The organism is Roseateles sp. P1_C1_2 (genome assembly GCF_056406535.1).
The window spans coordinates 104848-130817 of sequence record NZ_JBFUAB010000007.1; the positions used below are offsets into that span (position 1 = coordinate 104848).

General features: G+C 69.4%; 25 protein-coding genes. 17 read left to right on the forward strand and 8 right to left on the reverse strand.

Annotation, left to right across the window (positions count from 1 at the left end):
* The first annotated feature begins 5 nt into the window (after positions 1–5).
* From AC1D2H_RS08695 to AC1D2H_RS08720, 6 genes are all read left to right on the forward strand, one after another.
* Positions 6–2723, forward strand: a complete 2718-nt coding sequence (locus tag AC1D2H_RS08695; protein WP_478010650.1) for a DUF2339 domain-containing protein — start codon at positions 6–8, stop codon at positions 2721–2723.
* Complete coding sequence (locus AC1D2H_RS08700; RefSeq protein WP_478010651.1) at positions 2716–3972, forward strand: DUF3999 family protein; 1257 nt, start codon at positions 2716–2718, stop codon at positions 3970–3972. The genes AC1D2H_RS08695 and AC1D2H_RS08700 overlap by 8 nt, the downstream gene beginning before the upstream one ends.
* Positions 3973–4068: 96 nt before the next feature.
* Complete coding sequence (gene eno, locus AC1D2H_RS08705; RefSeq protein WP_478010652.1) at positions 4069–5355, forward strand: phosphopyruvate hydratase; 1287 nt, start codon at positions 4069–4071, stop codon at positions 5353–5355.
* Between the two features lie 3 nt (positions 5356–5358).
* A complete protein-coding gene (locus AC1D2H_RS08710; RefSeq protein WP_478010653.1) occupies positions 5359–5664 on the forward strand; it encodes a septum formation initiator family protein in 306 nt (101 codons plus the stop codon).
* Positions 5664–6272: a nicotinamide riboside transporter PnuC gene (gene pnuC, locus AC1D2H_RS08715; RefSeq protein WP_477934031.1), complete on the forward strand. Its 609-nt coding sequence runs from the start codon at positions 5664–5666 to the stop codon at positions 6270–6272. Before AC1D2H_RS08710 ends, pnuC begins: the two co-directional genes overlap by 1 nt.
* Positions 6273–6405: 133 nt before the next feature.
* Positions 6406–6924, forward strand: a complete 519-nt coding sequence (locus tag AC1D2H_RS08720) for an AAA family ATPase (protein ID WP_477934029.1) — start codon at positions 6406–6408, stop codon at positions 6922–6924.
* 15 nt (positions 6925–6939) lie between these two features.
* Here AC1D2H_RS08720 and AC1D2H_RS08725 read toward each other — a convergent pair whose 3' ends face one another.
* Together AC1D2H_RS08725 and AC1D2H_RS08730 are read right to left on the reverse strand one after the other, a co-directional pair.
* A complete protein-coding gene (locus AC1D2H_RS08725) occupies positions 6940–7410 on the reverse strand; it encodes a hypothetical protein (RefSeq protein ID WP_477934027.1) in 471 nt (156 codons plus the stop codon).
* 438 nt (positions 7411–7848) lie between these two features.
* Positions 7849–8700, reverse strand: a complete 852-nt coding sequence (locus AC1D2H_RS08730; protein ID WP_478010654.1) for an NAD(P)H-binding protein — start codon at positions 8698–8700, stop codon at positions 7849–7851.
* 109 nt (positions 8701–8809) lie between these two features.
* Between AC1D2H_RS08730 and AC1D2H_RS08735 the strand changes: the two genes are divergently transcribed.
* Positions 8810–9796, forward strand: coding sequence for a LysR family transcriptional regulator (locus AC1D2H_RS08735; RefSeq protein ID WP_477934023.1), 987 nt, complete (start codon positions 8810–8812; stop codon positions 9794–9796).
* Here AC1D2H_RS08735 and AC1D2H_RS08740 read toward each other — a convergent pair.
* The 3 genes from AC1D2H_RS08740 to AC1D2H_RS08750 all read right to left on the reverse strand — a co-directional run bounded on the left by AC1D2H_RS08740 (position 9723) and on the right by AC1D2H_RS08750 (position 14915).
* Complete coding sequence (locus AC1D2H_RS08740) at positions 9723–13229, reverse strand: hypothetical protein (protein ID WP_478010655.1); 3507 nt, start codon at positions 13227–13229, stop codon at positions 9723–9725. The two genes, AC1D2H_RS08735 and AC1D2H_RS08740, sit on opposite strands and share 74 nt — an antisense overlap.
* Positions 13230–13359: 130 nt before the next feature.
* Positions 13360–14394, reverse strand: coding sequence for an Hsp33 family molecular chaperone HslO (gene hslO, locus AC1D2H_RS08745; RefSeq protein WP_478010656.1), 1035 nt, complete (start codon positions 14392–14394; stop codon positions 13360–13362).
* Positions 14391–14915, reverse strand: coding sequence for a gamma carbonic anhydrase family protein (locus AC1D2H_RS08750; protein WP_478010657.1), 525 nt, complete (start codon positions 14913–14915; stop codon positions 14391–14393). The genes hslO and AC1D2H_RS08750 overlap by 4 nt, the downstream gene beginning before the upstream one ends.
* Positions 14916–14957: 42 nt before the next feature.
* On the opposite strand from AC1D2H_RS08750, the gene AC1D2H_RS08755 reads away from it, so the two are divergent.
* Genes AC1D2H_RS08755 through AC1D2H_RS08795 form a run of 9 tightly spaced genes read left to right on the forward strand, consistent with a single transcriptional unit; the run spans position 14958 to position 23327 of the window.
* Positions 14958–15746: a ferritin-like domain-containing protein gene (locus AC1D2H_RS08755; RefSeq protein WP_478010658.1), complete on the forward strand. Its 789-nt coding sequence runs from the start codon at positions 14958–14960 to the stop codon at positions 15744–15746.
* Positions 15746–16663 carry a DMT family transporter gene (locus AC1D2H_RS08760; protein WP_478010659.1) on the forward strand — a complete coding sequence of 306 codons (918 nt, stop codon included), beginning with the start codon at positions 15746–15748 and terminating at the stop codon, positions 16661–16663. Before AC1D2H_RS08755 ends, AC1D2H_RS08760 begins: the two co-directional genes overlap by 1 nt.
* A gap of 35 nt (positions 16664–16698) precedes the next feature.
* Positions 16699–18015, forward strand: coding sequence for an omega-aminotransferase AptA (gene aptA / locus AC1D2H_RS08765; RefSeq protein WP_478010660.1), 1317 nt, complete (start codon positions 16699–16701; stop codon positions 18013–18015).
* A 60-nt stretch (positions 18016–18075) separates the two neighbouring features.
* Positions 18076–19257 (forward strand): esterase-like activity of phytase family protein, encoded by a 1182-nt coding sequence (locus AC1D2H_RS08770; RefSeq protein ID WP_478010661.1) that lies wholly within the window; start codon positions 18076–18078, stop codon positions 19255–19257.
* Positions 19258–19259: 2 nt separating this feature from the next.
* The gene (locus AC1D2H_RS08775) at positions 19260–20147 is read left to right on the forward strand and encodes a DMT family transporter (RefSeq protein WP_477936875.1); all 888 of its coding nucleotides are present in this window, start codon (positions 19260–19262) and stop codon (positions 20145–20147) included.
* Between the two features lie 9 nt (positions 20148–20156).
* The gene (locus AC1D2H_RS08780) at positions 20157–21008 is read left to right on the forward strand and encodes a PIG-L deacetylase family protein (protein WP_478010662.1); all 852 of its coding nucleotides are present in this window, start codon (positions 20157–20159) and stop codon (positions 21006–21008) included.
* Positions 21005–21982: a succinylglutamate desuccinylase/aspartoacylase family protein gene (locus AC1D2H_RS08785; protein WP_478010663.1), complete on the forward strand. Its 978-nt coding sequence runs from the start codon at positions 21005–21007 to the stop codon at positions 21980–21982. Before AC1D2H_RS08780 ends, AC1D2H_RS08785 begins: the two co-directional genes overlap by 4 nt.
* 26 nt (positions 21983–22008) lie before the next feature.
* Complete coding sequence (locus tag AC1D2H_RS08790) at positions 22009–22905, forward strand: hypothetical protein (protein WP_477936869.1); 897 nt, start codon at positions 22009–22011, stop codon at positions 22903–22905.
* 26 nt (positions 22906–22931) lie between these two features.
* Positions 22932–23327: a ribosomal maturation YjgA family protein gene (locus tag AC1D2H_RS08795; protein ID WP_478010664.1), complete on the forward strand. Its 396-nt coding sequence runs from the start codon at positions 22932–22934 to the stop codon at positions 23325–23327.
* Here the strand turns inward: AC1D2H_RS08795 and AC1D2H_RS08800 are convergent.
* Positions 23311–23649 carry a hypothetical protein gene (locus AC1D2H_RS08800; protein ID WP_478010665.1) on the reverse strand — a complete coding sequence of 113 codons (339 nt, stop codon included), beginning with the start codon at positions 23647–23649 and terminating at the stop codon, positions 23311–23313. The two genes, AC1D2H_RS08795 and AC1D2H_RS08800, sit on opposite strands and share 17 nt — an antisense overlap.
* A gap of 492 nt (positions 23650–24141) precedes the next feature.
* Here AC1D2H_RS08800 and AC1D2H_RS08805 point away from each other — a divergent pair, with 492 nt between their 5' ends.
* The gene (locus AC1D2H_RS08805; protein ID WP_477936864.1) at positions 24142–24324 is read left to right on the forward strand and encodes a hypothetical protein; all 183 of its coding nucleotides are present in this window, start codon (positions 24142–24144) and stop codon (positions 24322–24324) included.
* A gap of 99 nt (positions 24325–24423) precedes the next feature.
* Here AC1D2H_RS08805 and AC1D2H_RS08810 read toward each other — a convergent pair whose 3' ends face one another.
* Together AC1D2H_RS08810 and yghU are read right to left on the reverse strand one after the other, a co-directional pair.
* Entirely contained in the window at positions 24424–25053 is a 630-nt protein-coding gene (locus tag AC1D2H_RS08810; RefSeq protein WP_478010666.1) for a glutathione S-transferase family protein, read from the reverse strand.
* Positions 25050–25913 carry a glutathione-dependent disulfide-bond oxidoreductase gene (gene yghU / locus AC1D2H_RS08815; protein WP_478010667.1) on the reverse strand — a complete coding sequence of 288 codons (864 nt, stop codon included), beginning with the start codon at positions 25911–25913 and terminating at the stop codon, positions 25050–25052. Before yghU ends, AC1D2H_RS08810 begins: the two co-directional genes overlap by 4 nt.
* Positions 25914–25970: the final 57 nt, after the last annotated feature.

The following is a 25970-nucleotide window of genomic DNA, read 5'->3' on the forward strand; positions in this document are numbered from 1 at the left end:
GCGGCGTGGCCATCGTCGTCGCACTGCTGCTGGGCGCGCTGGTTGGCGGCCTGGCCCTGGAAAGCGCGGGGGGCGCGCTTCTCGGTGCCGCCATCGCCTGGCTGGGCTGGCGTCAGATTCAGCAAGGGCGGCGCATCGCCAGCCTGGAGCAGCAGCTGACAGCACGCACCCCCGCGAACCTGCCGACGACCGCAGCCGCGCCGGCGGTGGTGCTTCCCCAGCCCGTCCCGATACCCTCGCCCAGCGCCGAGGCCGCGCCACCGCGGGATGAAGCGGCAGCCGCCGTGCCGGAAGCGCCGGTCATCACGACACCCGTCGTCGCCGCACCGCCGCCTCCTCGTCCCCAAGCCGAGCCCGCCCCACCTGCCCCGGCGCAGGCACCGCGCCGACCCATCCCCATGCCCGCCTGGGCCCAGCGCATCGCGGCCGCCAACACCATCGTCAAGGTCGGGCTGGCGATGCTCTTCCTCGGTCTCGTCTTCCTGGCCCGCTTCGCGGCGGAGAACGTCACCGTGCCGCTGGAAGTGCGCCTGGCCGGCATCGGCGCGACGGGCGTCGCGCTGCTGGTGGTCGGCTGGCGGCTGCGCCTGCGCTCGCGCGGCTACGGCTTGCTGCTGCAGGGCGGCGGCGTGGCGGTCGTCTACCTGACGCTGTTTGCCGCCGTGAAGCTGGCTGGCCTGCAGCCGCTGGCCCTGGTGTTCGCGCTGATGCTGGCCGTCTCGCTGCTGGCGGCACTGCTGGCCGTGAAGCAGGACGCGCAAGCACTGGCCGTTGTCGCCGCCCTGGGCGGCTATGCGACGCCGCTGCTACTGTCCACCGGCGGCGGCGCCATCGCCATGCTGCTGGGCTATGACTTCGTGCTTGGCCTGGGCGTGGCGCTGGTCGCCTGGTTCAAGCACTGGCCGCGCCTGAACCTGATCGCCTTTGGCTTCACGGCCCTCATTGCCAGCGCCTGGGGACTGACGGCCTATACGCCCGCCGACTACGCCGTCGCCCAGGGCTTTTTGATCGCCTTCTGGCTGCTGTTCACCGCCGTGCTGTTGATGCCGGGCCGCCGCGCGAAAAACCCGATTCAGCCCGAGGTCTGGCTGCAGGCCACGCTGCTGTTCGGTGTGCCCGTCTTCGGCTCAGGGATGCAGTACGCGCTGCTCAAGCCCGATTCCATGGCCATCGCCCTGGCTGCGCTGCTGGTCGGCGGCGCCTATGTGGGCCTGGCGGCCTGGGCGCGGCGCCGCCCGGCCCACGCCCTCGTGTTCGAGGCCTTCATCGCGCTGGGCGCCGTCTTCGGCACGCTGGTCATTCCATTCGCCCTCAGCGCCGAGGCCACGGCGGGCGCCTGGGCGCTGGAAGGCCTGGGCGCCGTGTGGCTGGGCCTGCGCCAGGCCCGGCTGCGCGTGCTGGCCACCGGCCTGGCGCTGATGGTGCTGGGCGGCTTCACGCTGATGATGGCCCTGTCCCGCGGCGACCCCGCCGGCCTGCATGCCCCGTCACAGCTGCTGAACGCTGTGCTGATCGCGGCGGCCGGCCTGGGTGCGGCGCGTTTCCTGGGCCGCGACGACAGCCGGCCCCTGCATGCGCCGGGGGCCTTCGCGCTGGTGGGCTGGGGCACGGTGTGGCTCGCGGTCGCTGCAGGCGTCGTGCTCGATCGATGGGTGCCTGAGCCTCACGTCTGGGCCGTCAGCCTTGCGCTGATCGCCGCTGCCAGCTTGCTGCTGCTGGGCTTGCAGGCGCTGTGGCGCTGGCCCACGGTGGCCTGGCCGACGGCACTGCTGCTGCCCGCCTGGGCCGTGCTCGGCGCCCTCGGCGCCTTCCTGCATGACGCACCGCTGTCGGCCGGCGGCGTGTGGGCGCTGCCGCTGGCCTGGGTCGCGCAGGCGCTGGTGCTGCAGCGCACGGCGCCGCATTGGCCCAAGCCGCTGCGCGAAGCCACGCACGCCGGCAGCCTGCTGGCCTTCGCGCTGCTCGGTGCGCTGCAGGGCAGCTACTGGACGGCCGACCTCGGCGACCCTGGCAGTGCCTGGGGCTGGCTGGGCTGGCTGCTGGTGCCAGCGCTGCTGCTGGCCGTCGTGCTGCGCCAGCAGCGCAAGGCCCCCGACCAGCAAGCCTGGCCGCTGCGCCTGGCGCCCACGGCCTATGCCCAGGTGGGTGCCGCCGTGCTGAGCCTGGCGCTGTGCGCCTGGGTGCTGATCGCCAACTGGGCCAGCCCCGGCAATGCCCAGCCGCTGCCCTACATCCCGGTGCTGAACCCGCTGGACCTCGGTATTGCCGCCGCGCTGCTGGCCGTCGTCGCCTGGCTGCGCAGCCCGGCCGCGGCCGCCGTCGGGCTGCCACCCGCCTCGCTGGCCGTACCGGCGGGCCTGGCCTTTCTGTGGCTCAACGGCATGCTGATCCGCAGCTTCCACCACTGGGGCGGCGTGCCCTACCACGTCGACGGCTGGCTCGAGTCGCGCGGCGTGCAGACCGGCCTGGCCCTGCTGTGGAGCACGCTGGCCCTGGTGTTGATGCTGCTGGGCACGCGCCGCCATCAACGCATGCCCTGGCTGGCCGGCGCGGTGCTGCTGGGCGGCGTCGTGCTGAAGCTGATGCTGTTCGACCTGCAGGGCAGCGGCACCGTGCTGCGCATCGTCTCCTTCATCGGCGTGGGCGTGTTGATGCTGGTCATCGGCTACGTCGCGCCCCTGCCCGGGTCTTCTTCACACGATGAGAAAAAGCCTGTTGCTTGAGCTGCTGGTGCTGCTGGCGGCCACTTCGGCCGCCGCCGCCCCGTACCGCGCGCCGGTGCAGATCACCCAGCCCGCGCCCTTCCTGACGCTGGAGGCCACGGCCGAGGCCTGGCAGCACAGCCTGGGCAGCGACCTGCGCGACTGGCAGTTGCTCGACGCCCAGGGCCGCCGCGTGCCGTTCGCGCTGCTGCCTGACAACCTGCTCGCCACACCCGAGCGCGAGTTGAAGCTGTTCGCGTTGCCCCCCGCTCCCACCACGGTCGCCTCCGCACCCCCCAGCCGCGCGCCCGCCGGCTGGCTGCTGGACCTGGGCGAGCCCGCAGCCTGGCCCGCCGAACCCCGCCAGCTGCGGCTGCGCTGGCCCGAGGCCTCCGCGCCCTTCCAGGCCGGCTACCGGCTGGAAACCAGCGCCGACCTGCAGTCCTGGCAATGGCTGGGCACCGGCCAGCTGCTGGGCCTGCGCACGACCGAGGGCGCGCCGCTGGCCCAGCCCCTGGTGGCCCTGCCGGGCCGCCCGCTGCGCTATCTGCGGCTGGTGTGGGACGACGCCGCACGCGCCGTGCAGCCTGAAGCCGCCACGCTGCTGGCCCAGCCCGCGGGCGTCGGCCCCCAGCAGACGACCCGCACTGCCGCCCTGCCCGCGCCCGACGCCGACGGCGGCTGGGTCATCCCCCTCGGCGGCCCGCAGCCGCTCATGAGCCTGACACTGGCCGGCAATCAGGGCACCTGGGTGTTGCCCGTGCAGATCCAGACACGCGCCAGCGCCAAGTCGCCCTGGCAGACGGTGGCCCGCAGCGTCTTCTACCGCGTCGACCGCGGCCCCGCGCCGGCCGACACGGCGCCCGCCCTGGCCTTGGGGCTGGGCGCCAGCGAGCTGCGCCTGCTGCCGCCGCGGGGCACCGCGCTGCCGCCGGCCGACAGCCTGCGCCTGGACTGGAGCGTGCGTGTGACCCGCGTCGTCTGGGCCGCCCAGGGCGAGCCGCCGTTCAGCCTGCAGGTGGGTGCCGCAGCGCCCGAGACCGGCCCGCGCCCGCTGGCCGACGTTGTGCCCGACTGGTCGCGCGAGCAGTCGCGCCTGGGCCAGTCTCAGCTGGGGGCGTTCACGCCGCAGGCGACGACAGCCAGCGCTGAACCCGCCCTGCCCCCACGCCGCCTGCTGCTGTGGGCGGTGCTGGGCGTAGGCGTCGTGCTGCTCGCGGCCGTCACCTGGCGACTGTGGCGCCAGGGCCCGACGCAGACCAGCACTTAAACTCCGGCCCCAACGCCCCGGCCGCTTGTTGTGACACGGTAACGCCCGCTTGGCACACTTCTGCCCGCCCGATTTTTCACTTCCTGGAGACACTGAATGAGCGCCATCGTTGACATCGTCGGTCGAGAAATCCTCGACAGCCGCGGCAACCCCACCGTCGAATGCGACGTGCTGCTGGAGTCCGGCGTCATGGGCCGTGCGGCCGTGCCCTCGGGTGCATCCACGGGTTCGCGTGAAGCCATCGAGCTGCGCGACGGCGACAAGAGCCGCTACCTGGGCAAGGGCGTGCTGAAGGCCGTCGAGCACATCAACACCGAGATCTCCGAGGCCGTGCTGGGCCTGGACGCCTCCGAGCAGGCCTTCCTGGACAAGACGCTGATCGACCTGGACGGCACCGAGAACAAGAGCCGCCTGGGCGCCAACGCCATGCTGGCCGTGTCGATGGCCGTGGCCCGCGCCGCAGCCGAAGAGTCCGGCCTGCCGCTGTACCGCTACTTCGGCGGCATGAATGGCTGCCAGCTGCCGGTGCCGATGATGAACGTCATCAACGGCGGTGCCCACGCGAACAACTCGCTGGACCTGCAGGAGCTGATGATCGTCCCCGTGGGCGCGCCGAGCTTCCGCGAGGCCCTGCGCTGGGGCGCCGAGGTCTTCCACGCGCTGAAGAAGATCCTGCACGACAAGCACATCTCCACCGCCGTCGGCGACGAAGGCGGTTTCGCGCCCAGCGTCGAAAGCCATGAGGCGGCCATCCAGCTGATCCTGCAGGCCATCGACAAGGCCGGCTACCGCGCCGGCGACCAGATCGCCATCGCCCTGGACTGCGCCGCCAGCGAGTTCTACAAGGACGGCAAATACGTGCTCGAAGGCGAAGGCGGCATCCAGCTGAGCTCGCAGGAGTGGACCGACATGCTGGCCACCTGGGTCGACAAATACCCCATCATCTCCATCGAAGACGGCATGGCCGAAGGCGACTGGGACGGCTGGAAGATCCTGACCGACCGCCTGGGCAAGAACGTGCAGATCGTCGGCGACGACCTGTTCGTCACCAACACCAAGATCCTGCAGGAAGGCATTGCCAAGGGCATCGCCAACTCCATCCTGATCAAGATCAACCAGATCGGCACGCTGACCGAGACCTTCGCCGCCATCGAGATGGCCAAGCGCGCCGGCTACACGGCCGTCATCTCGCACCGCTCGGGCGAGACCGAGGACAGCACCATCTCCGACATCGCCGTCGGCCTCAACGCCGGCCAGATCAAGACGGGCTCGCTGTCGCGCTCGGACCGCATGGCCAAGTACAACCAGCTGCTGCGCATCGAAGAAGACCTGGGCGACGTCGCCGTCTACCCCGGCCGTGCTGCCTTCTACAACCTCAAGTAAATCTTGAAGGTTCTTGCCGCGGTCCTGGCCATCTTCCTGATCGCCATCCAAGCCCAGCTCTGGGTGGGCCGGGGCAGCATTCCGCACGTCGCTCAGCTCCGCACGGAGCTGAGCAAGGCCCAGGCCGACAACGACAAGGCCCGGGCCCGCAATGCCCAGCTGCAGGCCGAACTGCGTGATCTGCGCGAGGGCCTGGAGATGGTCGAGGAGAAGGCCCGCTTCGAGCTGGGCATGATCAAGTCCGACGAAGTCTTCGTGCCTATCGCGGCAGGTACAGCACCGACCGCCGCCTCGTCAGTCAAGCGCTGATGCTTGCCACCCTCTGGGCGGCGCTGCTCGCGCCGGCCTTTTCAGCCTTCGGCAGCCCCATCTCCTGGCTGGAGCTGGTGGCCTTCGTGCTGGCCGTCTGGATGGTGGTCTGCAATATGCGCGTCCACCTGCTGGCCTGGCCGCTGGCCCTGATCAGCTCGCTGATGTATTTCGCGCTGTTCTGGGACGGCAAGCTCTATGGCGAGGCCGCACTGCAACTGGTGTTCGCCGCACTGGCGCTGTGGGGCTGGTGGCAATGGCGTTTTGGCCGCACCCGCGAGGGCGAGGTCCTGAAGGTGCGGCGCCTCGGCTTGGCAGGCCTGCTCAGGCCCGCGCTGCTGACGCTGGCGGCCTGGCCGCTGCTCGGCCTCTTCCTGGCCAAGGTGACCGACAGCCCCCTGCCCTATTGGGACGCCTTCCCGACCGTGGCCAGCCTGCTCGGCCAGTGGTTGCTGGCGCGCAAATACGAAGAGAACTGGCCGACCTGGATCGTCGTCAACGTGGTCAGCGTCGTGCTGTTCGGCCTCAAGGGCTATTGGCTGACGGTCATCCTCTATGCCGGCTTCATCCCGATGAGTGTCATCGGCTGGCGTGCGTGGAGAAAATGAGCTCACCCCCTACGCGCTACGCGCGCCCCCTTCGAGGGGGCACTGCCAGTGGCCCGGCAAAGCCGGTTCCACGGCAGTCGCTTGGCCAGTCACCGCACGGCAAGCTTGGTCACGCGCAACTTGCGGAGTCGGCATGGCAAGAGTGATTGCCTTGTTGGGCGCGGAATGCACCGGAAAATCCACGCTGGCCCCGGCGCTGGCGCGGCATTTCGGCGCCGGTCTCGTCACCGAATACCTGCGCGAATGGTGCGACAGCCATGGCCGCACGCCGCTGCAGCACGAGCAGGCCCACATCGCCGCCGAGCAGGCCGCGCGCATAGCGGCCGCATCGCGCGAGCATGAGCTGGTGATCTGCGACACGACGCCGCTGATCACCGCGCTGTGCAGCCAGCATTACTTCAATGATGACGCGCTGCTGGCCGACGCCCTCGCCTTCCAGCGCCGCTGCGATCTGACCTTGCTGTGCGCACCTGATCTGCCGTGGGAGGCCGATGGCTTCCTGCGCGACGGGCCGGAGGTACGGGCGCGCTTCGACGCCCGCCTGCGTGCAGCCCTGGCGGGCCAGGGCCTGCCATGGATCGATATCCACGGCAGCACGCAGGCCGAGCGACTGGCGCTGGCCGTGCATGCCGTGAAGGGATCCCCCGGCTGAAGCGACCGGAAGGCCTCACTGCGCCCGCAACTGCCCCAGCGCGTCGACGGAGCGATTGACGGCGCGGTCCAGCGTCGCGGCCAGTGGGGTGCCGGCATGGTCGGCCGAGATCGCCGACAGCTTGGCTGCAAAACCCAGATGCAGTTCCGCATACCAGTTGGGGTGAGGATCGGGCTCGGGCACCGGCGGCCAGTGGATGGGCCACTTGATCTTGCGCGGCTGCGTCGGGCACCAGTCGTCCAGGTCCTGGTTCATCGTCTTCCAGGCCAGGCCAAGGCGGTCGCTCACCCAGGCCATGTGGGCGAATTCCTGCGCCAGCGCGGCGCCGATGAGCTCGGGCGGCCCGGGCGGTAGCGGCTGGGGATTCAGCGCCACGGCGCTGAAGCGATCGTGCAGCGACAAGCCCTGGGGCCCGCGCGGGATGACGTCGAAGATGGCCGGGATGCGGCGACCGATGAGGGCTAGCAGTCTTTGATCGGAGGTCATGTCCACTCCAGTGACCGGCATGGAACGGCGATACCGGGGCGCCCGACGGGGGCCTCATGGGCCTGTTACCGCCATGGCAACGGGTCGCGTTGTTCCCAGAAAGGCCGCGAGCAAGGCGCAGACCGCAGCCGGGTTGGACACCCGGCGAGGATTTGCAACGCTGCGCGCGACCTTTCTGTGAACAACCCTTCGGGAAGGCTCGCCGCCAAGGGCACTCCGCGTTGCGCCACTTGCCCGCACACCAGTGCGGGCGGCGCGCCGCGCCTTGATTGCCCCTGGCGGCGGGCCTTCGCGACTCATTGCCATGGCGTTAACAGGCCCTTAGGGCGGCCGCTCCTAACAAGCTAGTCGCTGGGGCTGCAAACAACCATCGTATGGGCGGAGGACGGCGAGCCGCTGCGGCCAACGACCTAGGGCTTGTATTTGCCGTCAGGCGCTTCAGTCCACCAGCTTGCGAACGACCTGTTCCAGCGTCGTGCACCCCTTGCGCGACGTAGCCACGCTGAAATCTATCCAGCCTTCGTTGAAGCCGTCCAGCATGCGCATGCGGGGCTCCGGGTTGCGCATGCCGTCGCGGCGAAAGCGCGCCTCCCAGCGCTCGCGGGGCACCACTTCGGCGTGCACCGGCCGGCCCAGTGCGCTGGCCAGCGCATCCGCCAGATCCGCAGGCGCCAGACGGCGTGGCCCTTCCAGATCGACGATGCGCCGGCCCGCCCAGTTCTCCTGCAGCAGCTCAGCCGCCGCTTCGGCGACATCGGCCGTCGCCACCATGGCGACCGGCCGGTCCAGCGGCTGCAGACAGGAGGCCAGCAGGCCTGTGTCGCGCGCCGGAGCCACGTCCCAGACCAGGTTCTCGATGAACCAGGCGGCCCGAAGGAAGGTGACCGGCAGGCCCAGGCCACCCAGCATGTCCTCCATCAAGCCCAGTTGGCTCAGCAGATTGGGCTCGTCAGCCTGCGCACCGATGGTGGACAGTGCGACGACGCGACCCGGCCGGGCCACTGACAAGGCCTCGGCCAGCGCGCCGACATGCCGGCGGGTTTCGTCGAAATCCGGCGCTGGATCGAACACCGGCGGCAGCAGCACGAAGACGGCCGTCGCACCGCGAAAGGCCTCGGTCAACGCCGTGGCGTCATGCATCGCCGCCAAGGCCACTTGGCAGCCCCGCGCCCGCCAGGCCTCGGCCTTGTCTGCATCGCGCACAACCGCCCTGACCGGCAGGCCTGCCGCCAGCAAATGCGCCGCCAGCTGGCCGCCTACCTGCCCCGTGATTCCCGTGACTACAAACATCGCTCTCTCCTTGCCGCCCACCACGGGCCGCGTTGGAGCGGATTCTTCGGAATCCGGCGCCTCGAAGCGATAGCATGAATGTCATTTGATTCATGCTTGGCAAGCATCCATGAATTCACTGACACCGCAACTGCTGGACGGCTTTCGCGTCATGGTGGCCATCGTCGACGCGCGCAACTTCGGGCGCGCCGGCGAGGCGCTGGACATGTCGCAGTCGGGGGTCAGCCGCGCCGTGGCGCGCCTGGAGCAGCGCCTGGCCATCCGCCTGTTCGACCGCACGACGCGCTCCGTGCGCCTCACCGACGAAGGCCGGCGCTTCTACGAACGTGTGCTGCCGCTGCTGGGCGAGCTGGCCGAGGCCGCGGAGACGGCCAGCGGCTCGGCCGCCGCCGTGCGCGGCAAGCTGCGCGTCAATATCGACCCCTTCTTCTCCCGCCTCATCCTCGGCCCGCACCTGGGCGCCTTTCTCGACACCCATCCCGAATTGGAGCTGGAGCTGCGCACGCGCGACGACCTCGGCGACCTGGTGGCCGAAGGGTTCGACCTCGCCATCCGCTTCGGCCATCCGCAGACCTCTTCGCTGGTGGCGCGCAAGCTGCTGGAGGCGCGTGTGCTGACGGTGGCGTCACCGGCCTATCTGCGCCGCTTCGGCCGGCCCGAGCACCCGCGCGACCTGCAGGCCGGCCATCGCTGTATCCTGTTTCGCGATCCGGCGACCGGCCGCCCCTTCGACTGGGAGTTCCATCAGGGTCGACGCAAGCTCGTCGTGCCCGTCGAGGGCGTGCTGACGCTCAACGATGCCGGCACCTTGCAAAGCACCTGCCTGGCCGGCCATGGCATTGCGCAGATGTTCGAGCTGGCCGAGGACGAGCTGCTGGCCGGCGGCCAGCTCGTCAACCTCTTCCCGGACTGGTCGGATGAGCGCTTTCCGCTCTATGCCTACCACCCGTCGCGCCGGCACATGCCGGCCAAGACGCGGGCCATGCTGGACTTCATCGTCGGCCTGGCGGCTTCTTCGGCCGTCAGCGGCCGAGCAGCAGGTAGTCGAACAGCTGCGTCCCGCCCGCGCCGCCCAGCGGCACCAGGATGGCCTTGAGCAGGGGCTGGTCGAAGAAGGACGCGAAGGCGCCGTGCTGCTCGTTCTCGACCTGCGCGATCAGCCGCTTGAAGGGCTCCACCAGGCCGGTCAGCGGCGCGCCGCTGCCGGCCATCCAGCGCAGGTCGGCCTGCATGGATTCGAGGGCGCGGCGGCGCGTGTTCTCGGCCGCCTGCTTGAGCAAAAAGGTCAGCCCGACCAAGACTGCGATGTAGAAGCTCACGCCCACGGCGATGGCCGGCGTCAGCGCCCAGTTGTCGAACAGCCGGCTGCGCGCCACCACCAGCAGCGCCAGCACGACGAAGGGGCCGATCACCAGCCGCGAGATGGGTGCGCTGCGCCGGGCCACCACCTGCACGTCGACCCAGTCGTCCAGCAGCGTGTGCATGGTGAAGCCGCTGCCGTCCTTGTTGCGGTCTTCCGGCTTGGCGCAGAAGCGCTGCGCCCACAAGGCCTTGTGCTCGTCGCCCAGCGCATTGGCGAACTGCGCGATGGTGTCGGGTGGGTAGTAGGTGCGGCCGGCGTTCAGATGGCGCACGAAGCGCGTCAGCAGCACCGTCGAGTCGGCCACCGCCACGATGAGCAGGGGCAGCAGCAGCATGGCCGCGTACAGCGTCACGCGCACCAGGCTGCGATGCTCCTTGCCGCGCGCCGGCACCTCGGGGATCTGGCCGTCGTTGATGCCGAAGAACAGCAGCAGCATGATGGCCAGCGTCAGCACATACCAGAACAGCGTGCGGATGAGGCGCGGCGTGGCCTCGCCGCGTTCGCCGTACTCGACCCACAGCTGCTTGAAGTCGCAGCTGAAGCCCACACCCGGCTTCCAGAACATCACGCTGGCATGGGCGAACCAGCCGCCCAGCAGCACCTTCAGGCCATGTGGCTCGGGCGGGGACAGCTTCAGCCAGTAGGAGTCGCGCTTGAGCTGCTCCTGCGTGGCGGCCCAGGTCCAGTCCAGCGTCCACAGCAGCGTGAACAGCGCCAGCAGATGAAGGAGGTGGGACGGCCAGGCACTGACGCCCTCCAGCCAGGCCGTGGGCTCGCAAGTCAGGCAAGGGGCCTTGCCCGGCAACCAGCCGCCGTGCGGCCAGGCCAGCCACATCCACGCACCGGCAATGCCCAGCAGCAGCGCGGCCAGCACGCCCACCAGCTGCCGCCGCTCGCCGGCTTTCCAGGCCGTGAGGCCCAGCATCAAGGCGCCACCCGCCGCCAAGGCGGCCAGCAGCCGCGCGTGGCTGAAGTTCATGCGGCCGGGCAGCACGAATTCGATGAGGCTGGCCATGGCATAGGACAGCAGCACCGCATGCAGGGTGACCAGGGCGATGGCGGTGAGGTCCATGGTGCGCGGCGGGCCGCCGCTGGCACCCAGCAACACCCGGCGGGCCTGGCGCATGGAAGGCGTCGAGGGCCAGGCGAACAGCATGCAGCCGATCAGCGCCGCCATCAGCAGCGCGACGAAGATGCGCCCCGGCGCCGCCTGGTGCGGTCTGTCCAGCAAGGCATACCCCGCCAGCGGCACCATCTCCGAACGGCCCATCTCATAGACCGAGGTGTTCTTCAGCACGCGGTCCAGGGCCCTGGCTTCGCCGGCCTTGCAGGCGTCGCTGCGGCAGCCGGCACGGCGCGCGGCGGCGTAGGTGCTGGTCTGGTAGATGTCGCGCAGCGGCGGCGTGCCGGCCTGCAGGTCGACCTCGCCCTGGGACGGCGGGTAGAAGGCCAGCGGCAGGCTGCTGGCCACCACCAGATTGCGCGTGAAGGACTGCGTGCGCGGGTGCAGATAGCGCGCGTCCATGTCCGTGGTGAAGAACATGCGATCCGAGAAGGTCTCGTGCAGGGCCTGCAGCACCAGCAGCTTGTCGTGCACGTCGTTGGCGAAGATGCCGATGGCGCCGATGGGCAGGCTGTCGTCCACGGCTTCACTGCGCTTGAGCTCGCCGCTCAGCCGGCGCAGATAGTCCAGCTGGTCGCGGCTTTCGGGCCACTCCAGCGGTGGCGCCTTGGCCGCCGCCGTGGCGAGCGCGGCAGCGGCGCTGGCTTCCTTGGTGGTGACGCCGTCGATGCCGCGAAAGAAATAGATGACCTTGAGGCTGTCCTGCAGCGCTGGCGGCAGGCAGTCGCGCAGCTGCTCCACCAGCGCCTGGGCATAGATGGAGTCGCGCTCGGCCACCACGACGATGCGGCGGTGCTTCTGCGGCAGGCGCAGCCGCACCTCCTTCACCAGGTTCTCGATCAGGTCCGCGTCGCTGCCCACGGTGCGCACCATGTGCACGGGCTGCGGCTTGCCCTTGCTGCCGACCAGGCGGCTGAAGTGCTGCGTCAGGAAGGCGTCCAGCCCGTCGTCCACCCCGGTCACGTCGCGGGCGTACTGCTGCAGCTCCGGCAGCATGCGCTCGGGCGCCGTGGACGAGGGGTTGTAGAACTCGGCCCGGGCCAGCAGGCGGTAGCCGTCCAGCACGTCGTCGGGAAGCACCTGCCTGGCGTCGATGTCCTCGCCGCGCCGCGCGCAGCGGGCGGCGTCGCTGCGCGCCACGCCGCCACCGGCGATGCCCGCGGCGTTGTTCAGGTCGGCGGCGCAGCGCAGGTCGCGCAGCGCGGTGCGCAAGGCGTCGGTGGACGATGGGCCGATGATGGCCAGGCGCGGCAGCGCGTCCTGGTGATCGTCGGCAAAGCGCACCTTGGCGCGGGTGCGGGCGGCCTTGCCCATCAGCTGCTCGGTCAGCCGGGCCACCGCGTCCAGCTTGCGCAACGGCAAGGCGGTTTCATCGACCCACAGCAAGGCCACCTGGGCGTAGCGCGACGGCGGCTCGGTGCCGTTCTCGCGGCGCAGCGACAGCAGCTCGTAGGGCACCAGATAGCCGGCGCCGACCGCCGCCTTGTCGACAGGGGCAGCCTTGCCCTCGGTATTGCCAACATTGCCGTCCAGCAGCTTGAACTCCAGCAGGCTCAGACGCTCGGCGTTGTCGGGCACGTAGTCCTGCGCCAGCAGGCCCGCCAGCGTCGCGTAGCGGATGCGACGCCGCGCCTCTTCGGCGCCGACGAAATCGGCCCCCGGCATCAGCGCCAGCACGATCAGCGTGTCGTCGATGCGCTTGTTCTGGTCGCCATCCAGCCTGGACAGCAGATTGCGCGGGTCGCGCAGCTTGGGCATCAGGTTGCCGCAGTCGCCGTCCACCTGTTGCGCGGCCTTGCGCTGGCGCTCGCAGCGTTCGGAACGCTCCACCTCATAGCGGCGCAGCGCGGCGAAGGGGTCTTCCCAGAGCCGGGCATTGATCTCCAGGTCGGGGTCCAGCGGCGCCTGCGCGCGCGCCTTCTCGGCCGGGCGCAGCGCGTCGAAGGCATGCGGCACCAGCTGCGTGCTGGCGACGAAGGCCATCAGCACGGCCACGCTGGCCCACGGGAAACTCCCGAACACGCCGCCCTTGGAATCCGCCATCAGTGCCTCCCGGCTCCCGCAAAACGGCGCCAGGAGGCGAAAGTCTCAGCTCGCCGGGGTGGCGTCAATCACTAGGACGGCGAACATCCTCAGAAGTCGGGATGCCCGTTGCCCCGTGGCGACCGCGGGCCTACTGCATCGTGGGGAAACCGCCGGTTGGATGGGTCCGTTCGTCGAACAGCGCGCCCAYGTCCACCGCGTCGAAGCGGTAGTGGCGACCACAGAAATCGCAGCCGATCTCGACGTCACCGCGCTCGGCCAGCACGCTGTCGACCTCATCCCGGCCCAGGCCGCGCAGCATCTGCCCGACGCGCTCGCGCGAGCAGGTGCAGGCAAAGCGCGGCTGCTGGGGCTCGAAGCGCGTCACCGTCTCCTCCCAGAACAGGCGGCGCAGCACCGTGTCGGCGTCCAGCGTCAGCAGTTCCTCGGCGGTCAGCGTGGCGGCCAGGATGGAGATGCGGTTGAAGGCGTCGGACAGGCCGATGTCGTCTTCGTTGCTGGAACGCTGCCCCCACGCCGGCAGAGCCGGCTGCCCCCCCGGGGGGCTCGCCTCGGCTTGGGACGGCCCGGCGCCGCGTCGGCCCTCCAGATTGCCCTCCCCTTGGATGGGCAGGCGCTGGATCAGCAGGCCGGCGGCGATGTCGCCGTTGGCCGCCAGCACGAGCTTGGTGTCGAGCTGCTCGGATTGCAGCATGTAGTGCTCCAGCACCTCGCTGACCTTCTGCAGCGGCTCGCGCTGGTCGCCGTGCAACGGCACGACGCCCTGGTAGGGCTGCTGGCCGGGGAATTTGTCCTTGGGGTCCAGCGTGATCGCGCAGCGGCCCTGGCCGTTCACATTGACCATGGCCTCCAGCGTCGCACCCGGCTCGACCGTGCCGACGCACTTGGCTGTGGCACGGAAGGCCAGGTCGGGCTGAACCTCGGCCACGGCCAGCTTGACGGGGCCGTCGCCGAACACCTGCAGCACCAGCGCACCGTTGAACTTGATGTTGGCCTGCATCAGCACGGCGGCCGCGCTCATCTCGCCGAGCAGATTGCGCAGCTCGGGCGGGTATTCGGCGCCGGGCTCGCGGCGCGACAGCACCTCTTGCCAGCCTTCGGTCAGGCGCACCAGCATGCCGCGCACCGGCAGGCCGTCAAACAGGAATTTGTGAAGCTCGCTCATCGGATTCTTTTCAGGCCGGCCGCATAGCGGCGGCCGTTGTTGACATAGTGGGCCGCGCTGGCCTTCAGCCCGGCGATCTGGGCCTCGGTCAGTTCCCTCACCACCTTGGCCGGGGCGCCGACGATCAGCGAGCCGTCGGGGAATTCCTTGCCCTCGGTCACCAACGCACCGGCGCCGACGACACAGTTGCGGCCGATGCGTGCGCCATTCAAGACCACGGCACCGATGCCGATGAGGCTTTCGTTACCGACCGTGCAGCCATGCAGCATGACCTGATGGCCGACCGTCACGTTCTGGCCGATGACCAGAGGAAAGCCGTGGTCGGCATGCAGCACCGAGCCGTCCTGGATGTTGCTGCCGGCGCCGATGGTGAGCGTGTCGCTGTCGCCGCGCAGCACGGCGTTGAACCAGATGCTGACGCCCTCACCCAGCGTCACGCGGCCGATGACCTCGGCGCTGTCGGCGACCCAGGCCGATTCGGCCACGTCGGGGAGGTGCTCGTCGAGCTGGTAGATCGCCATCGCGGCCTCGTGCAAAAGAGGCGGATTTTAGAATCCCGCCCAATGTCCGACCTTCGCTTGGCCACGCTCGGCCCCCTCTTGATCGCCGACGCGCCCGCCAAGGCGCGCGCGACGCTGGCGCTCGACGCCTCGCTGCCCGTTGATGCGACCGCCGTCATCGCCGAGCCGGCCGGCATTCCCGGTCGCCCGGAGCGCCCCTGCCTTGTCGAGCATGTCAGGCTCAAGCCACCGTCGATGCGCACCCCGGCCGGCATTGCGGCCCTGGTGCACGCCATCGCCCACATCGAGCTCAATGCCATCGACCTGGCCCTGGACATCTGCTGGCGCTTTCCCGGCATGCCCGAGGCCTTCTACCGCGACTGGCTGCGCATCGCCCAGGAAGAGGCCAAGCACTTCACGCTGCTGCGCGAGCACCTGCTGACCCTGGGCTTCGACTACGGCGATTTCGACGCCCACAACGCGCTGTGGGACATGGCCGAGCGCACCCGGCACGATCTGCTGGCCCGCATCGCGCTGGTGCCGCGCACGCTGGAGGCTCGCGGCCTGGACGCGTCGCCGGCCGTCAAGCGCAAGCTCGTCGGTGCCGGCGACCACCGCGCCGGCGAGATCCTGGACATCATCCTGCGCGACGAGATCGGCCATGTCGCGGCGGGCAACCGCTGGTATCGCTTCCTCTGCGAGCAGCGCGGGCTGGACCCGATTGCCACCTATGCCGAGCTCGCCGACCGCCACCAGGCACCCAAGCTGCGCGCGCCCTTCAACCTCGAAGCCCGCCGCGCCGCCGGCTTCGACGAGGCGGAACTGACCGCCCTCCAGCAAACCTCCTCCTGATGTCCCGCGTCCAAGCCAATCTGCTGCTCACCCTCGTCGCGCTGATCTGGGGCTCGGCCTTCGTCGCCCAGAGCCGGGRCATGGCCGACGTCGGCCCCCTGCTCTTCACCGGCGTGCGCTTCCTGATCGGTGCGGCCGTCGTGCTGCCGCTGGCGGTGCTGGAGTGGCGCCGCCTCGGTCGCGAGGGCCGGCCGTTGTCGGGGCTCGACGGCTGGCATATCGCCGGCCTGGGCGGCCTGATGACGCTGGGCGCCGTCATGCAGCAGGTCGGCATCCAGACCACCAGCGTGACCAACGCCGGCTTCCTGACCGCCGTCTACGTGCCGCTGGTGCCGGTGCTGGCCTGGCTGCTGCTGCGCCAGATCGCGCACTGGTCGGTCTGGCCGGCCGCGGCGGGCTGCCTGGTGGGGGCCTTCCTGCTGTCCGGCGCGCACGAGCTGAGCATCGGCCTGGGCGACCTCTGGGTGGCCGGCTCGGCCATTCCCTGGGCCCTGCATGTGCTGATGGTGGGCCGCTGGGCCGACCGCATGGGCGCGCCCTTCCTCGTCGCCAGCGGCCAGTTCGCGATTTGCGGCGGGCTGTCGCTGATCGCCGCCTTCGTCATGGAGCCGGTGCGCTGGGCCGGCATCGCAGCGGCGGCCTGGCCGATCGCCTACACCGGCGTCTTGTCGGTCGGCATCGCCTTCACGGCCCAGGTCGTGGCCCAGCGCTACGCGCAGGCCGCAGACGCCGCCATCATCCTGTCGTCCGAGACGCTGTTCGCCGCCGCCTGCGGCTATCTGCTGCTGGGCGAGCGCCTGAACACCGCCGGCCTGATCGGCTGCGGCCTGATGCTCGCCTGCATCCTGCTGGTGCAACTGTTGCCTCTGGTGGGAACCCTGAGACGTCGGCAAATTCTTACAAGGCCGTCAAATTAGCTTTTAGACTTCGCTGTGCTGCACAGGAGCCCCGCATGAGCGCTGACGTTTCCAAGCTTGACGCCTACTGGATGCCGTTCACGGCCAACCGCCAGTTCAAGCAGTCCCCCCGCCTGCTGACCCAGGCCGACGGCATGTTCTTCCGCGACGACAAGGGTCGCGAGATCCTCGACGGCATCGCGGGCCTGTGGTGCGTGAACGCGGGGCACAACCGCAGCAAGATCGTCAAGGCCATCCAGGACCAGGCCGCCGAGCTCGACTTCGCGCCGCCCTTCCAGATGGGCCATCCCAAGGCCTTCGAGCTCGCCGAGCGCCTTGCCGCAATCGCACCCACGGGCATGAACCGCGTCTTCTTCACCAACTCGGGCTCCGAGTCGGTGGACACCGCGCTGAAGATGGCCATCGCCTACCACCGCGTACGCGGCGAAGGCGCCCGCACCCGCCTGATCGGCCGCGAGCGCGGCTACCACGGCGTCAACTTCGGCGGCATCTCGGTGGGCGGCATGGTCGCCAACCGCAAGATGTTCGGCAGCCTGCTGGCCGGCGTCGACCACATCCGCCACACCCACGACCCGGCGCGCAACGCCTTCTCGGTCGGCATCCCCCAGCATGGCGCCGACTTCGCGGACGACCTGGAGCGCCTGGTCGCCTTGCATGACGCCAGCACCATCGCCGCCGTCATCGTCGAGCCGGTGGCCGGCTCCACCGGCGTGCTGATTCCGCCCCAGGGCTATCTGCAGCGCCTGCGCGACATCTGCGACAAGCACGGCATCCTGCTGATCTTCGACGAGGTCATCACCGGGTTCGGCCGCACCGGCAAGCCCTTCGGCGCCCAGACCTTCGGCGTGACGCCCGACCTGATGACGGTGGCCAAGGGCATCACCAATGGCTGCGTGCCCATGGGTGCCGTGTTCGCCCAGCAGAAGATCCACGACGCCTTCATGACCGGGCCCGAGCACCTCATCGAGTTCTTCCACGGCTACACCTACTCGGCCCACCCGCTGGCCTGCGCGGCCGGCATCGCCACGCTGGACACCTATGCCGACGACGACCTGCTGACGCGCGCGGCGCGCATGGAAGGCGAGTTCGCCAAGGCCCTGCACTCGCTGCGCGACGAGCCCAATGTCATCGACGTGCGCAACATCGGCCTGGTCGGCGGCGTCGAGCTGAAGCCCCTGGACGGCCAGCCGGCCAAGCGCGCCTTCAACGTCTTCCTGGACTGCTGGGACAAGGGCCTGCTGGTGCGCACCACCGGCGACACCGTCGCGCTGTCACCGCCGCTGATCATCGAGAGCGGCCACATCGAACGCATCATCGACACGCTGCGCGGCGCCCTGCGGCGGGCTGCCTGAGCGGTCCGACTAGACTGCGCGCCGCCGCCGCGGCCCATGCCGCCCTCGAGGATCGAGTTGATGAAGTTGTTCGCCCGCTGTGCCGCCGTCGCGGCCTCCCTGCTGCTGTCCCTGCCCGCCGTCGCCCAGACGCTGAACTATCTCGGCCAGCAGATCGTGCAGGGCAGCCCGAGCTTCAAAGGCGCGCCGGTCGGCGGCCTGTCCAGCATCGACTACGTGCCGGCCACGGGCCGCTACCTCGCCATCTGCGATGACCGCAGCGACCGTGCCCCGGCGCGCTACTACGAGCTGAGCCTGGACCTGGCCAAGTTCCGCCGCAGCGCCAGCCCGGGTGACGCCGGCGTGGCCTGGGTCAACATGACGACCATCCTCGACCTCGACGGCCAGCCCTTCGGCCGCAACCAGGTCGACCCCGAGAGCCTGCGCCTGGACGCCAAGCGCAACCTCATCTACTGGGCCAACGAGGGCCAACGCGTGTCGGGCGCCCTGCAGAACCCGACCATCCGGCGCATGAGCCCCGAGGGCAGGCCGGCCGGCGAATTCCCCGTGCCGAGCTATTACCACCCTGCGGGCAGCGCCAGCGGCATCGCGGCCGGTGACGTCGGCGTCTACAACAACCTGGCCTTCGAGAGCATCGCCATCACGCCCGACGGCAAGACGCTGTGGACGATGAGCGAGAACGGCCTGGCCCAGGACAGCCTGCCCACCGCCGTGGGCCGCGGCAGCCGCGCGYGCATGCTGTCCTTCGACCTCGACAGCGGCAAGGCGGGTGCCGAATACATCTACGACGTCGGCCCCGTGCCCTTCCCGCCGGCGCGCCAGGGCGACTTCGCCACCAACGGCGTGCCCGACATGCTGGCCCTGTCGGCCCACGAGTTCATCGTCATCGAGCGCGCCTTCGCCGTCGGTGCCGTGACACCGGGCGTCGCCGCGCTGACCAAGCAGCCCACCAGCAACACCATCAAGCTCTACCTGATCGACACCCGCGGCGCGACCGATGTGTCGGGCTGGCCCAGCATCAAGGGCCGCGAGGTCGTGCCCGTCAAGCGCGCCATGCTGCTGGACCTGTCCTCGCTGAAGAACGACGACGGCAGCGTGCTGGCCCTGGACAACATCGAAGGCATCACCTTTGGCCCGATGCACGAGGGCAAGCGCACGCTGATCCTCGTCTCCGACAACAACTTCAACCCGGCCCAGTTCACGCAGTTCATCGCCTTCACGCTCGATGGCGCTCTGAACTGAGCATGCACCCCATCCCCTGGCGCGCCTACGCGCTGCTCGCGGCCAGCACCAGCCTGGTCGGCAGCTATGTCGGCCTGTCCAAGCTGCTGGTGGCGGCCTTTCCCGTCTTCCTGCTGGCCGGCCTGCGCTTCGGCTTCGCGGCGCTGCTGATGCTGCCCTGGCTGAAGAAGCCTGCCCAGGAGGCGCCGCTGGATGCGCGCTCGCGCTGGCTGCTCTTCCTCGAGTCCTTCCTCGGCAACTTCCTGTTCTCCATCTGCATGCTGTTCGGCCTGCGGCAGAGCTCGGCCGTGGTCGCCGGCGTCATCCTGGCCGGCATCCCGGCGGCGGTGGCGCTGCTGAGCTGGGCCTTGCTGCGCGAGCGCCTGAGCGGCCGCGTGCTGGCCGGCATCGCCTGCGCGGTCGGCGGCATCGCGCTGGTGGCCGGCGGCAAGCAGGGCGGCGCGCAAACGACGCCGCTGGGCGCCCTGCTGCTGCTGGCGGCCGTGTTCTGCGAGGGCTGCTATGTCGTCATCGGCAAGAAGCTGACCGCCGGCCTGGGCCCCAAGCGCATCAGCGCGCTGATCAACCTCTGGGGCCTGGTGCTGGTCGCGCCGCTGGCGATCTGGCAGGCGCTGAGCTTCGACTTCGGCGCACCGCGCGTGCTGGATTGGGCGCTGCTGGCCTATTACGCCGCCACGGCCAGCGTCATCACCGTCTGGCTGTGGATGGCCGGCCTGAAGGGCCTGCCGGCGGCCAAGGCGGGTGTCTTCATGGTCTTCCTGCCCATCAGCACGGCCCTGATCGGCCTGGCGCTCGGCGAATCGATTTCCGCCGTGCAGGCCCTCGCCTATGGCCTGGCCTTATTGGGTGTGCTGCTGGCGACATGGCCCGGGAATTCCAGTGTTCGTTAGCATGCCGGCATGTCCCTGGAAGCCGACCTCGCCCGCTGGCGCGAGCACCTGAACCGTTTCGCCGCCCTGCTGGGCGACCCGCCCGACGGCCATGCCGCGCCCGCGCCCGAGGCCCGGCCGGGCAACTGCCTGATTTTTGCGCCCCACCCGGACGATGAATGCATCGTCGGCGCGCTGCCGCTGCGCCTGCAGCAGGAGGCGGGCTGGCGCGTCAGCAATGTCGCCGTCACGCTGGGCAGCAATCCCGAGCGCCGCGAGTCGCGCTGGGCCGAGCTGGTGGATGCCTGCGGCGTGCTGGGCTTCGACTGCATCCGCATCGGCGCAGACGGCCTGTCGGACGTGCGCGCCGACACGGCCGAGCGTGAGCCCGCCCTGTGGGCCGAACATGTGGCCACCATCGCCACCCTGCTCACCCAGCATCGCCCTGCCCTGGTGCTGGCGCCGCATGCGCTGGACGACAACCCCAGCCATCGCGGCGTCTACCGCCTCGTCGCCGAGGCGATCACGGCGGCGCAGCTGGACACCGTGCTGGCCCACACCGAGTTCTGGTCCACCCAGGCCGAGCCCAACGCCTTGGTGCAGACCAGCATCGCCGACACGGCCCGCCTCATCGCCGCGCTGGAGCGCCATACCGGCGAGATCGAGCGCAATCCCTATCACCTGCGCCTGCCCGCCTTCCTGGCCGACGCCGTGCGCCGTGGCGGCGAGCTGGTGCTGGGCGCCGGCGAGGAAGTGCCCAACTTCGCCTTCGCCACCCTCTACCGCCTCGTCGCCTATCGCGCCGGCCAAGTCGTGGCCGACCTGCCGCGCCGCGTCCTCTCCGCCGACCAGGCCCTGTCTTCCGCTCTTCTCAAGTCATGACTCATCCGACCCATATCCGCGTTCACCAGTTCGCCGGCCTGCAGACAGGCCCGCGCCTGCTCGTCACCGGCGCCGTGCACGGCAACGAAGTCCACGGCACCCAAGCGATGGCCGAGATCATTCGCCAGCTGGACGCGGGCGAGCTGACGCTGAAGCGCGGCACGCTGACGCTGGTGCCCATCGTCAACCCGCTGGCCCATCAGCTGAACCGCCGCGAGGGCGACCGCAACCTGAACCGCAACCTGCGCCCGCCCGTCATCGCGCATGACTTCGAGGACCGCATTGCGCGCGTGCTCTGCCCGTTGATCGCGCAGCATGACGGCATCCTCGACCTGCACAGCTTCCAGGGCCAGGGCCCGGCCTTCGCGATGATCGGCCCGCGCAACAACAGCGACGAGCTGGAGCCCTTCTCGCAGGAAGCGACCGAATCGGCGCTCGCCGCGCGCCTGGGCGTGGGCCGCATCGTCGAGGGCTGGCTGTCCACCTATGCGCTGGGCCTGCAGCGCCGCCAGCAGCGCGAGCACGACGGCTCGCGCCGTTCCTCGTTGATCTCCGACCCGCACTACGGCGTCGGCACCACCGAATACATGCGCTCTACCGGCGGCTGGGCCATCACGCTGGAATGCGGCCAGCATCTGGACCCGAACGGCCCGACGGTGGCCCGCCTGGCCATCCTGCGCACGCTGGTCTTCCTCGGCATGCTGGACGAGAGCGCCGTCGAACCGCACCGCCCCACGCAGGCGCCCGAGCTGCTGCAGCTCTACGACGTCATCGACCGCGAGGACATGGGCGACAGCTTCGAACGCGAATGGGCCAGCTTCGACACCCTCGCGCAGGGCCAGCGCATCGGCACCCGCGCCAGCGGCGAGGCGGTGCTGGCGCCCAGCGAGGGGCGCATCGTGTTCCCGAACGTGAAGTCGCAGCCCGGCACGGAATGGTTCTACCTGGCCAGGCCGAGCAACCGCCAGCTCTGAGCGGGCCGCCCGCATCAGGCTCCGGCATGCGCCTGCTGTGGGCACTGTCATGGGCGCTGGCCTGCCTGCCCGCGCTGGGCGCGGACGTCGGCATGCCCCTGGTCGTCACCATTCCCTACATGGAGCGCGAGGCGTCCCATCGCGCCTACGCCGACAAACTGCTCGCCCTTGCGCTGGAGCTGTCACGCGACAAGTACGGGGCTTACCGCGTCGTCCAGCAACGCGAGGAGACCGTCATCCGCCGCCAGCTGCTGGAGCTGGAGAAAGGCAGCAGCCTGTCCGTCGCCGTGGCCATGCCGACGCAGGAATGGCTGGACGGTGCGCTGCCGGTGCGCGTGCCCATCATGCGCGGCCTGGCCAGCTTCAGGTTCTTCCTGGGGCGGCAAAGCGAGCTGCCGCTCTACGAATCGGTCAGCACGGTCAATGACCTGCGCGCGCTGAGCATCGGCCAGGGCCCGGGCTGGTCCACCGCACGCATCCTCGAGGACAACGGCTTCAAGGTCGTCTACGGCGGCGCCCACCCCACGCTGATCCCGATGCTGCATTCGGGGCGCTTTCAGTTGCTGATGCGCGGCATCTACGAGGTCGAACCCGAGCTGCAGGCCCAGCAACAGGCCCACCCCGGCCTGCTCGTCGTCAACCAGTTCGCCGTCTACACCTATATGCCGATGTATTTCTTCGTCGCCAGGAACCAGCCCGAGCTGGCCCAGCGGCTGGAGTACGGCCTGAAGAAGGCCTATGCCAACGGGCAGGCCGACCGGCTCTTCAAGAGCAGCTTCGGCGACAGCCTCAAGCTGTTGCGCAACAAGCGCCTGAAGATCTTCCGCCTGCCCAACACCAACATCGACAAGAGCTTCTTCGAGAACGACAGGCCCTGGCTGCTGGATGCCGTCGTGGCGCTGGAAACGGCGGGGCGGCCTTAGGCCCATCTACACAGCTGCCCACCGAGATGCATAGAAGCCGACCCCTGTATGCGCTGCTGGTATTGGCCGTCATTGCCGCGGGGCTGGCGTCGCGCCGATACCCCTGGCTGCTACCGGCGCAGTTCGGCAAATACCCGGGCGATGCGCTGTGGGCGCTGATGGTGATGCTGCTCTACGGGCTGGCCCGGCCCGGCTGGTCGATCGCACGCGCGGCGGCGGCCGCGCTGGCGACTTCATTCGCGGTCGAGTGCAGCCAGCTTTATCAGGCGGACTGGATCAACGCGGTGCGGCACACGACGCTCGGGCACCTGGTGCTGGGCTCAGGCTTTCATGCCCTGGATCTGCTGGCCTACAGCGTGGGTGTGGTCATAGGCGCGGCGGCTGAGTTGCTGCTGCTGCACCGGCCTAGTACTGCCCGATGAACTGGAAGTGAAGCTCGGGCGATTGCTGGAATTCCGCGGCTCTCAGCTTGGCCTGAACGTCGGCGGCGAGGGCCGAAAGCTGCTCGACGGATTGCGTCACGTATTGATCATGCTCGATGCCCAGCGAGGCCAGCCTTGTGCCGATGTACAGGAAGTAGTCCTCGCCGTCTGTCATGCGCCCGGTATAGGTTTCCAGGCCGACATGCCGCGCCTTCAGGCAGCGGGCATCGGCGCCCGTATCGCAGGCGTCGAGCCCGTCCTCATCGTCGGGATCGAGCTCGAACTTGATGCCGTAGAAGGCGATGAATGCGTCTGCGCCCATGGTGTCGTCTTTCAGTGATGCGACCTGTCGAAGTTCAACGGGCGCAACAACCGATCAGTTGGTGTGCGCGCTCTCGTGAGACGCGATAATTTTCCCGGGGTTGTTCAAACATCTTGCATGAACTCACGCACGCTTTGCATTTTTCTCATTCTGGCTGGCACTCACGCTGTCGCCGACGCGCAGGTGTTCAAGTGCAAGGCCGCGGACGGTCGCCAGGTCTTCCAGGGTTTCCCTTGCGGCCCTGGCACGACAGACGCGGACCCGCGACCCGCTGCGAAACCCCTAGTGCTCCGGGAGAGAGACAGCGGGCCAGGCGCGAATTGGAACGTCGGGCCACGACCAGCCAGTCCGAGCTATCCATCCCAAACCGTGGCGCCGACGCGGTCCGCGCCGCTTCAGCGCCCGCCCCAGGTTGCGACCGAGTCGCGGCCGAGGCCGCAGAGCGCAGCCGAGAGGCTGCTAGCCGAGCAAAGGAGGGCCGAAGACGACAAAGTGGATGCATTCAATCGAATGCAGCGATGCAACTACGCCCGGCAGCAGTTGGGGGTGGTCAAGACGGAGGGGGCGAAGATTTACGCCCATGACAACAAAGGCGAACGTCAGTACGTCAAGGACGAGAACCGCCAAGCCACCATCGCGGCCGCTGAAAGGCGGGTAGCCGCAGAATGCAATTAGCGCTGCTCTTGCCCTCGTCTCCTCGCGAGGTCGATCGGCCGCGCGAGCGCCAGCGCCTCACGCACTACAGCCTGCGCACCGAAGCGCTCTATGGGCCGCCTAACCCATCGTCCCGCGCGCCTGCATCGCTTCGCGCCAGCGACGCAAGTACGGGTGTTCCTCGCCCGGCTTGACCTTCACGACCCGTGCGAAGTCCACCGCGACGACGGCCGTGATGTCGGCGATGCTGAACTGCCCCGCGGCAATGAAGTCACGCTCGGCCAGGTGCTCGTTCAGCACCGCAAAGAAGGCCTGCACCCGCGCCAAGCCCCGCTCGGCCAATGCCGGGATCTGCACATAGTCGACCGGCCCGGACAAGGCGCGCCCGACCATCGCCGGGCTGCTGTTGCGAAAGGCCTCGGCAATCGCCAGCAGGCCCTCGAACTCGACACGCCATTGCCAGCCCGCAATCTGCGCCTTCTCCAGCGGGCTGCGGCCCAGCAGCGGTGGCTCGGGGTAGCGTGCCTCGACATAGGCCGCGATGGCCGCGTTGTCGGTCAGCACGGCGCCCTCCTCGGTCACGAGCGCCGGCACCGTGCACCGCGGGTTGATGCGCCGGAAGGCCTCGCCCATCTGCTCGCCGCTGCGCAGGTCCACCTGCACGGTCTCGTGGGGCGCGCCCTTCTCCGCCAGCAGGATGCGGGCACGGCGCGGGCTCGGCGCGGTGGCGCAGTCGTAGAGCGTCATCATGGCGCGAGCCTGTCCTGCGTCTTCAGATCGAAGTCGCTGGCCTCGTGGCGCTCATGCAGCTGGCTGGCCGGCTCACCCCAGGTGCGGTTGACCTTGCGGCCGCGCTTGACGGCGGGCCGCTGGGCGATCTCGTCGGCCCAGCGGATGACGTGGGTGTATTCGTGCACCGACAGGAACTCGCCCGCGCCGTAGAGCTGGCCCTTGGCCAAGGCGCCATACCAGGGCCAGGTGGCCATGTCGGCAATGGAGTACTGCTCACCCGCCAGATACGGGCGCTCGGCCAGATGGCGGTTCAGCACGTCGAGCTGGCGCTTGACCTCCATCGCGTAGCGGTCGATGGGGTATTCCTGCTTGGTCGGTGCATAGGCATAGAAGTGGCCGAAGCCACCGCCGAGGAAGGGCGCACTGCCCATCTGCCAGAACAGCCAGCTCAGGGCCTCGGCACGCGCCGCCCCGCCTTCGGGCAGGAAGGCGCCGCCGAACTTCTCGGACAGGTAGAGGAGGATGGCCGCGGACTCGAACACCCGCACGGGCTGCGCACCGCTGTGATCCATCAGCGCGGGGATCTTGGAGTTGGGGTTGGCCTCGACGAAGCCGCTGCCGAACTGCTCGCCCTCGTTGATGCGGATGAGCCAGGCGTCGTATTCCGCACCGGCGTGACCCAGGGCCAGCAGTTCCTCCAGCATCACGGTGACCTTGACGCCGTTGGGCGTGGCCAATGAATAGAGCTGCAGCGGATGGCGGCCCACCGGCAGGGCCTTGTCGTGTGTCGGCCCGGCGATGGGTCGGTTGATGCTGGCGAACTGGCCGCCGTTGGCTTTGTCCCAGGTCCAGACCTGGGGTGGGGTGTAGTCGGTCATGAGAATTCCAGTTTTTTGGGCAGGCGTATTTCGGGCCGAGCGCCGGGCCGCTCCCTA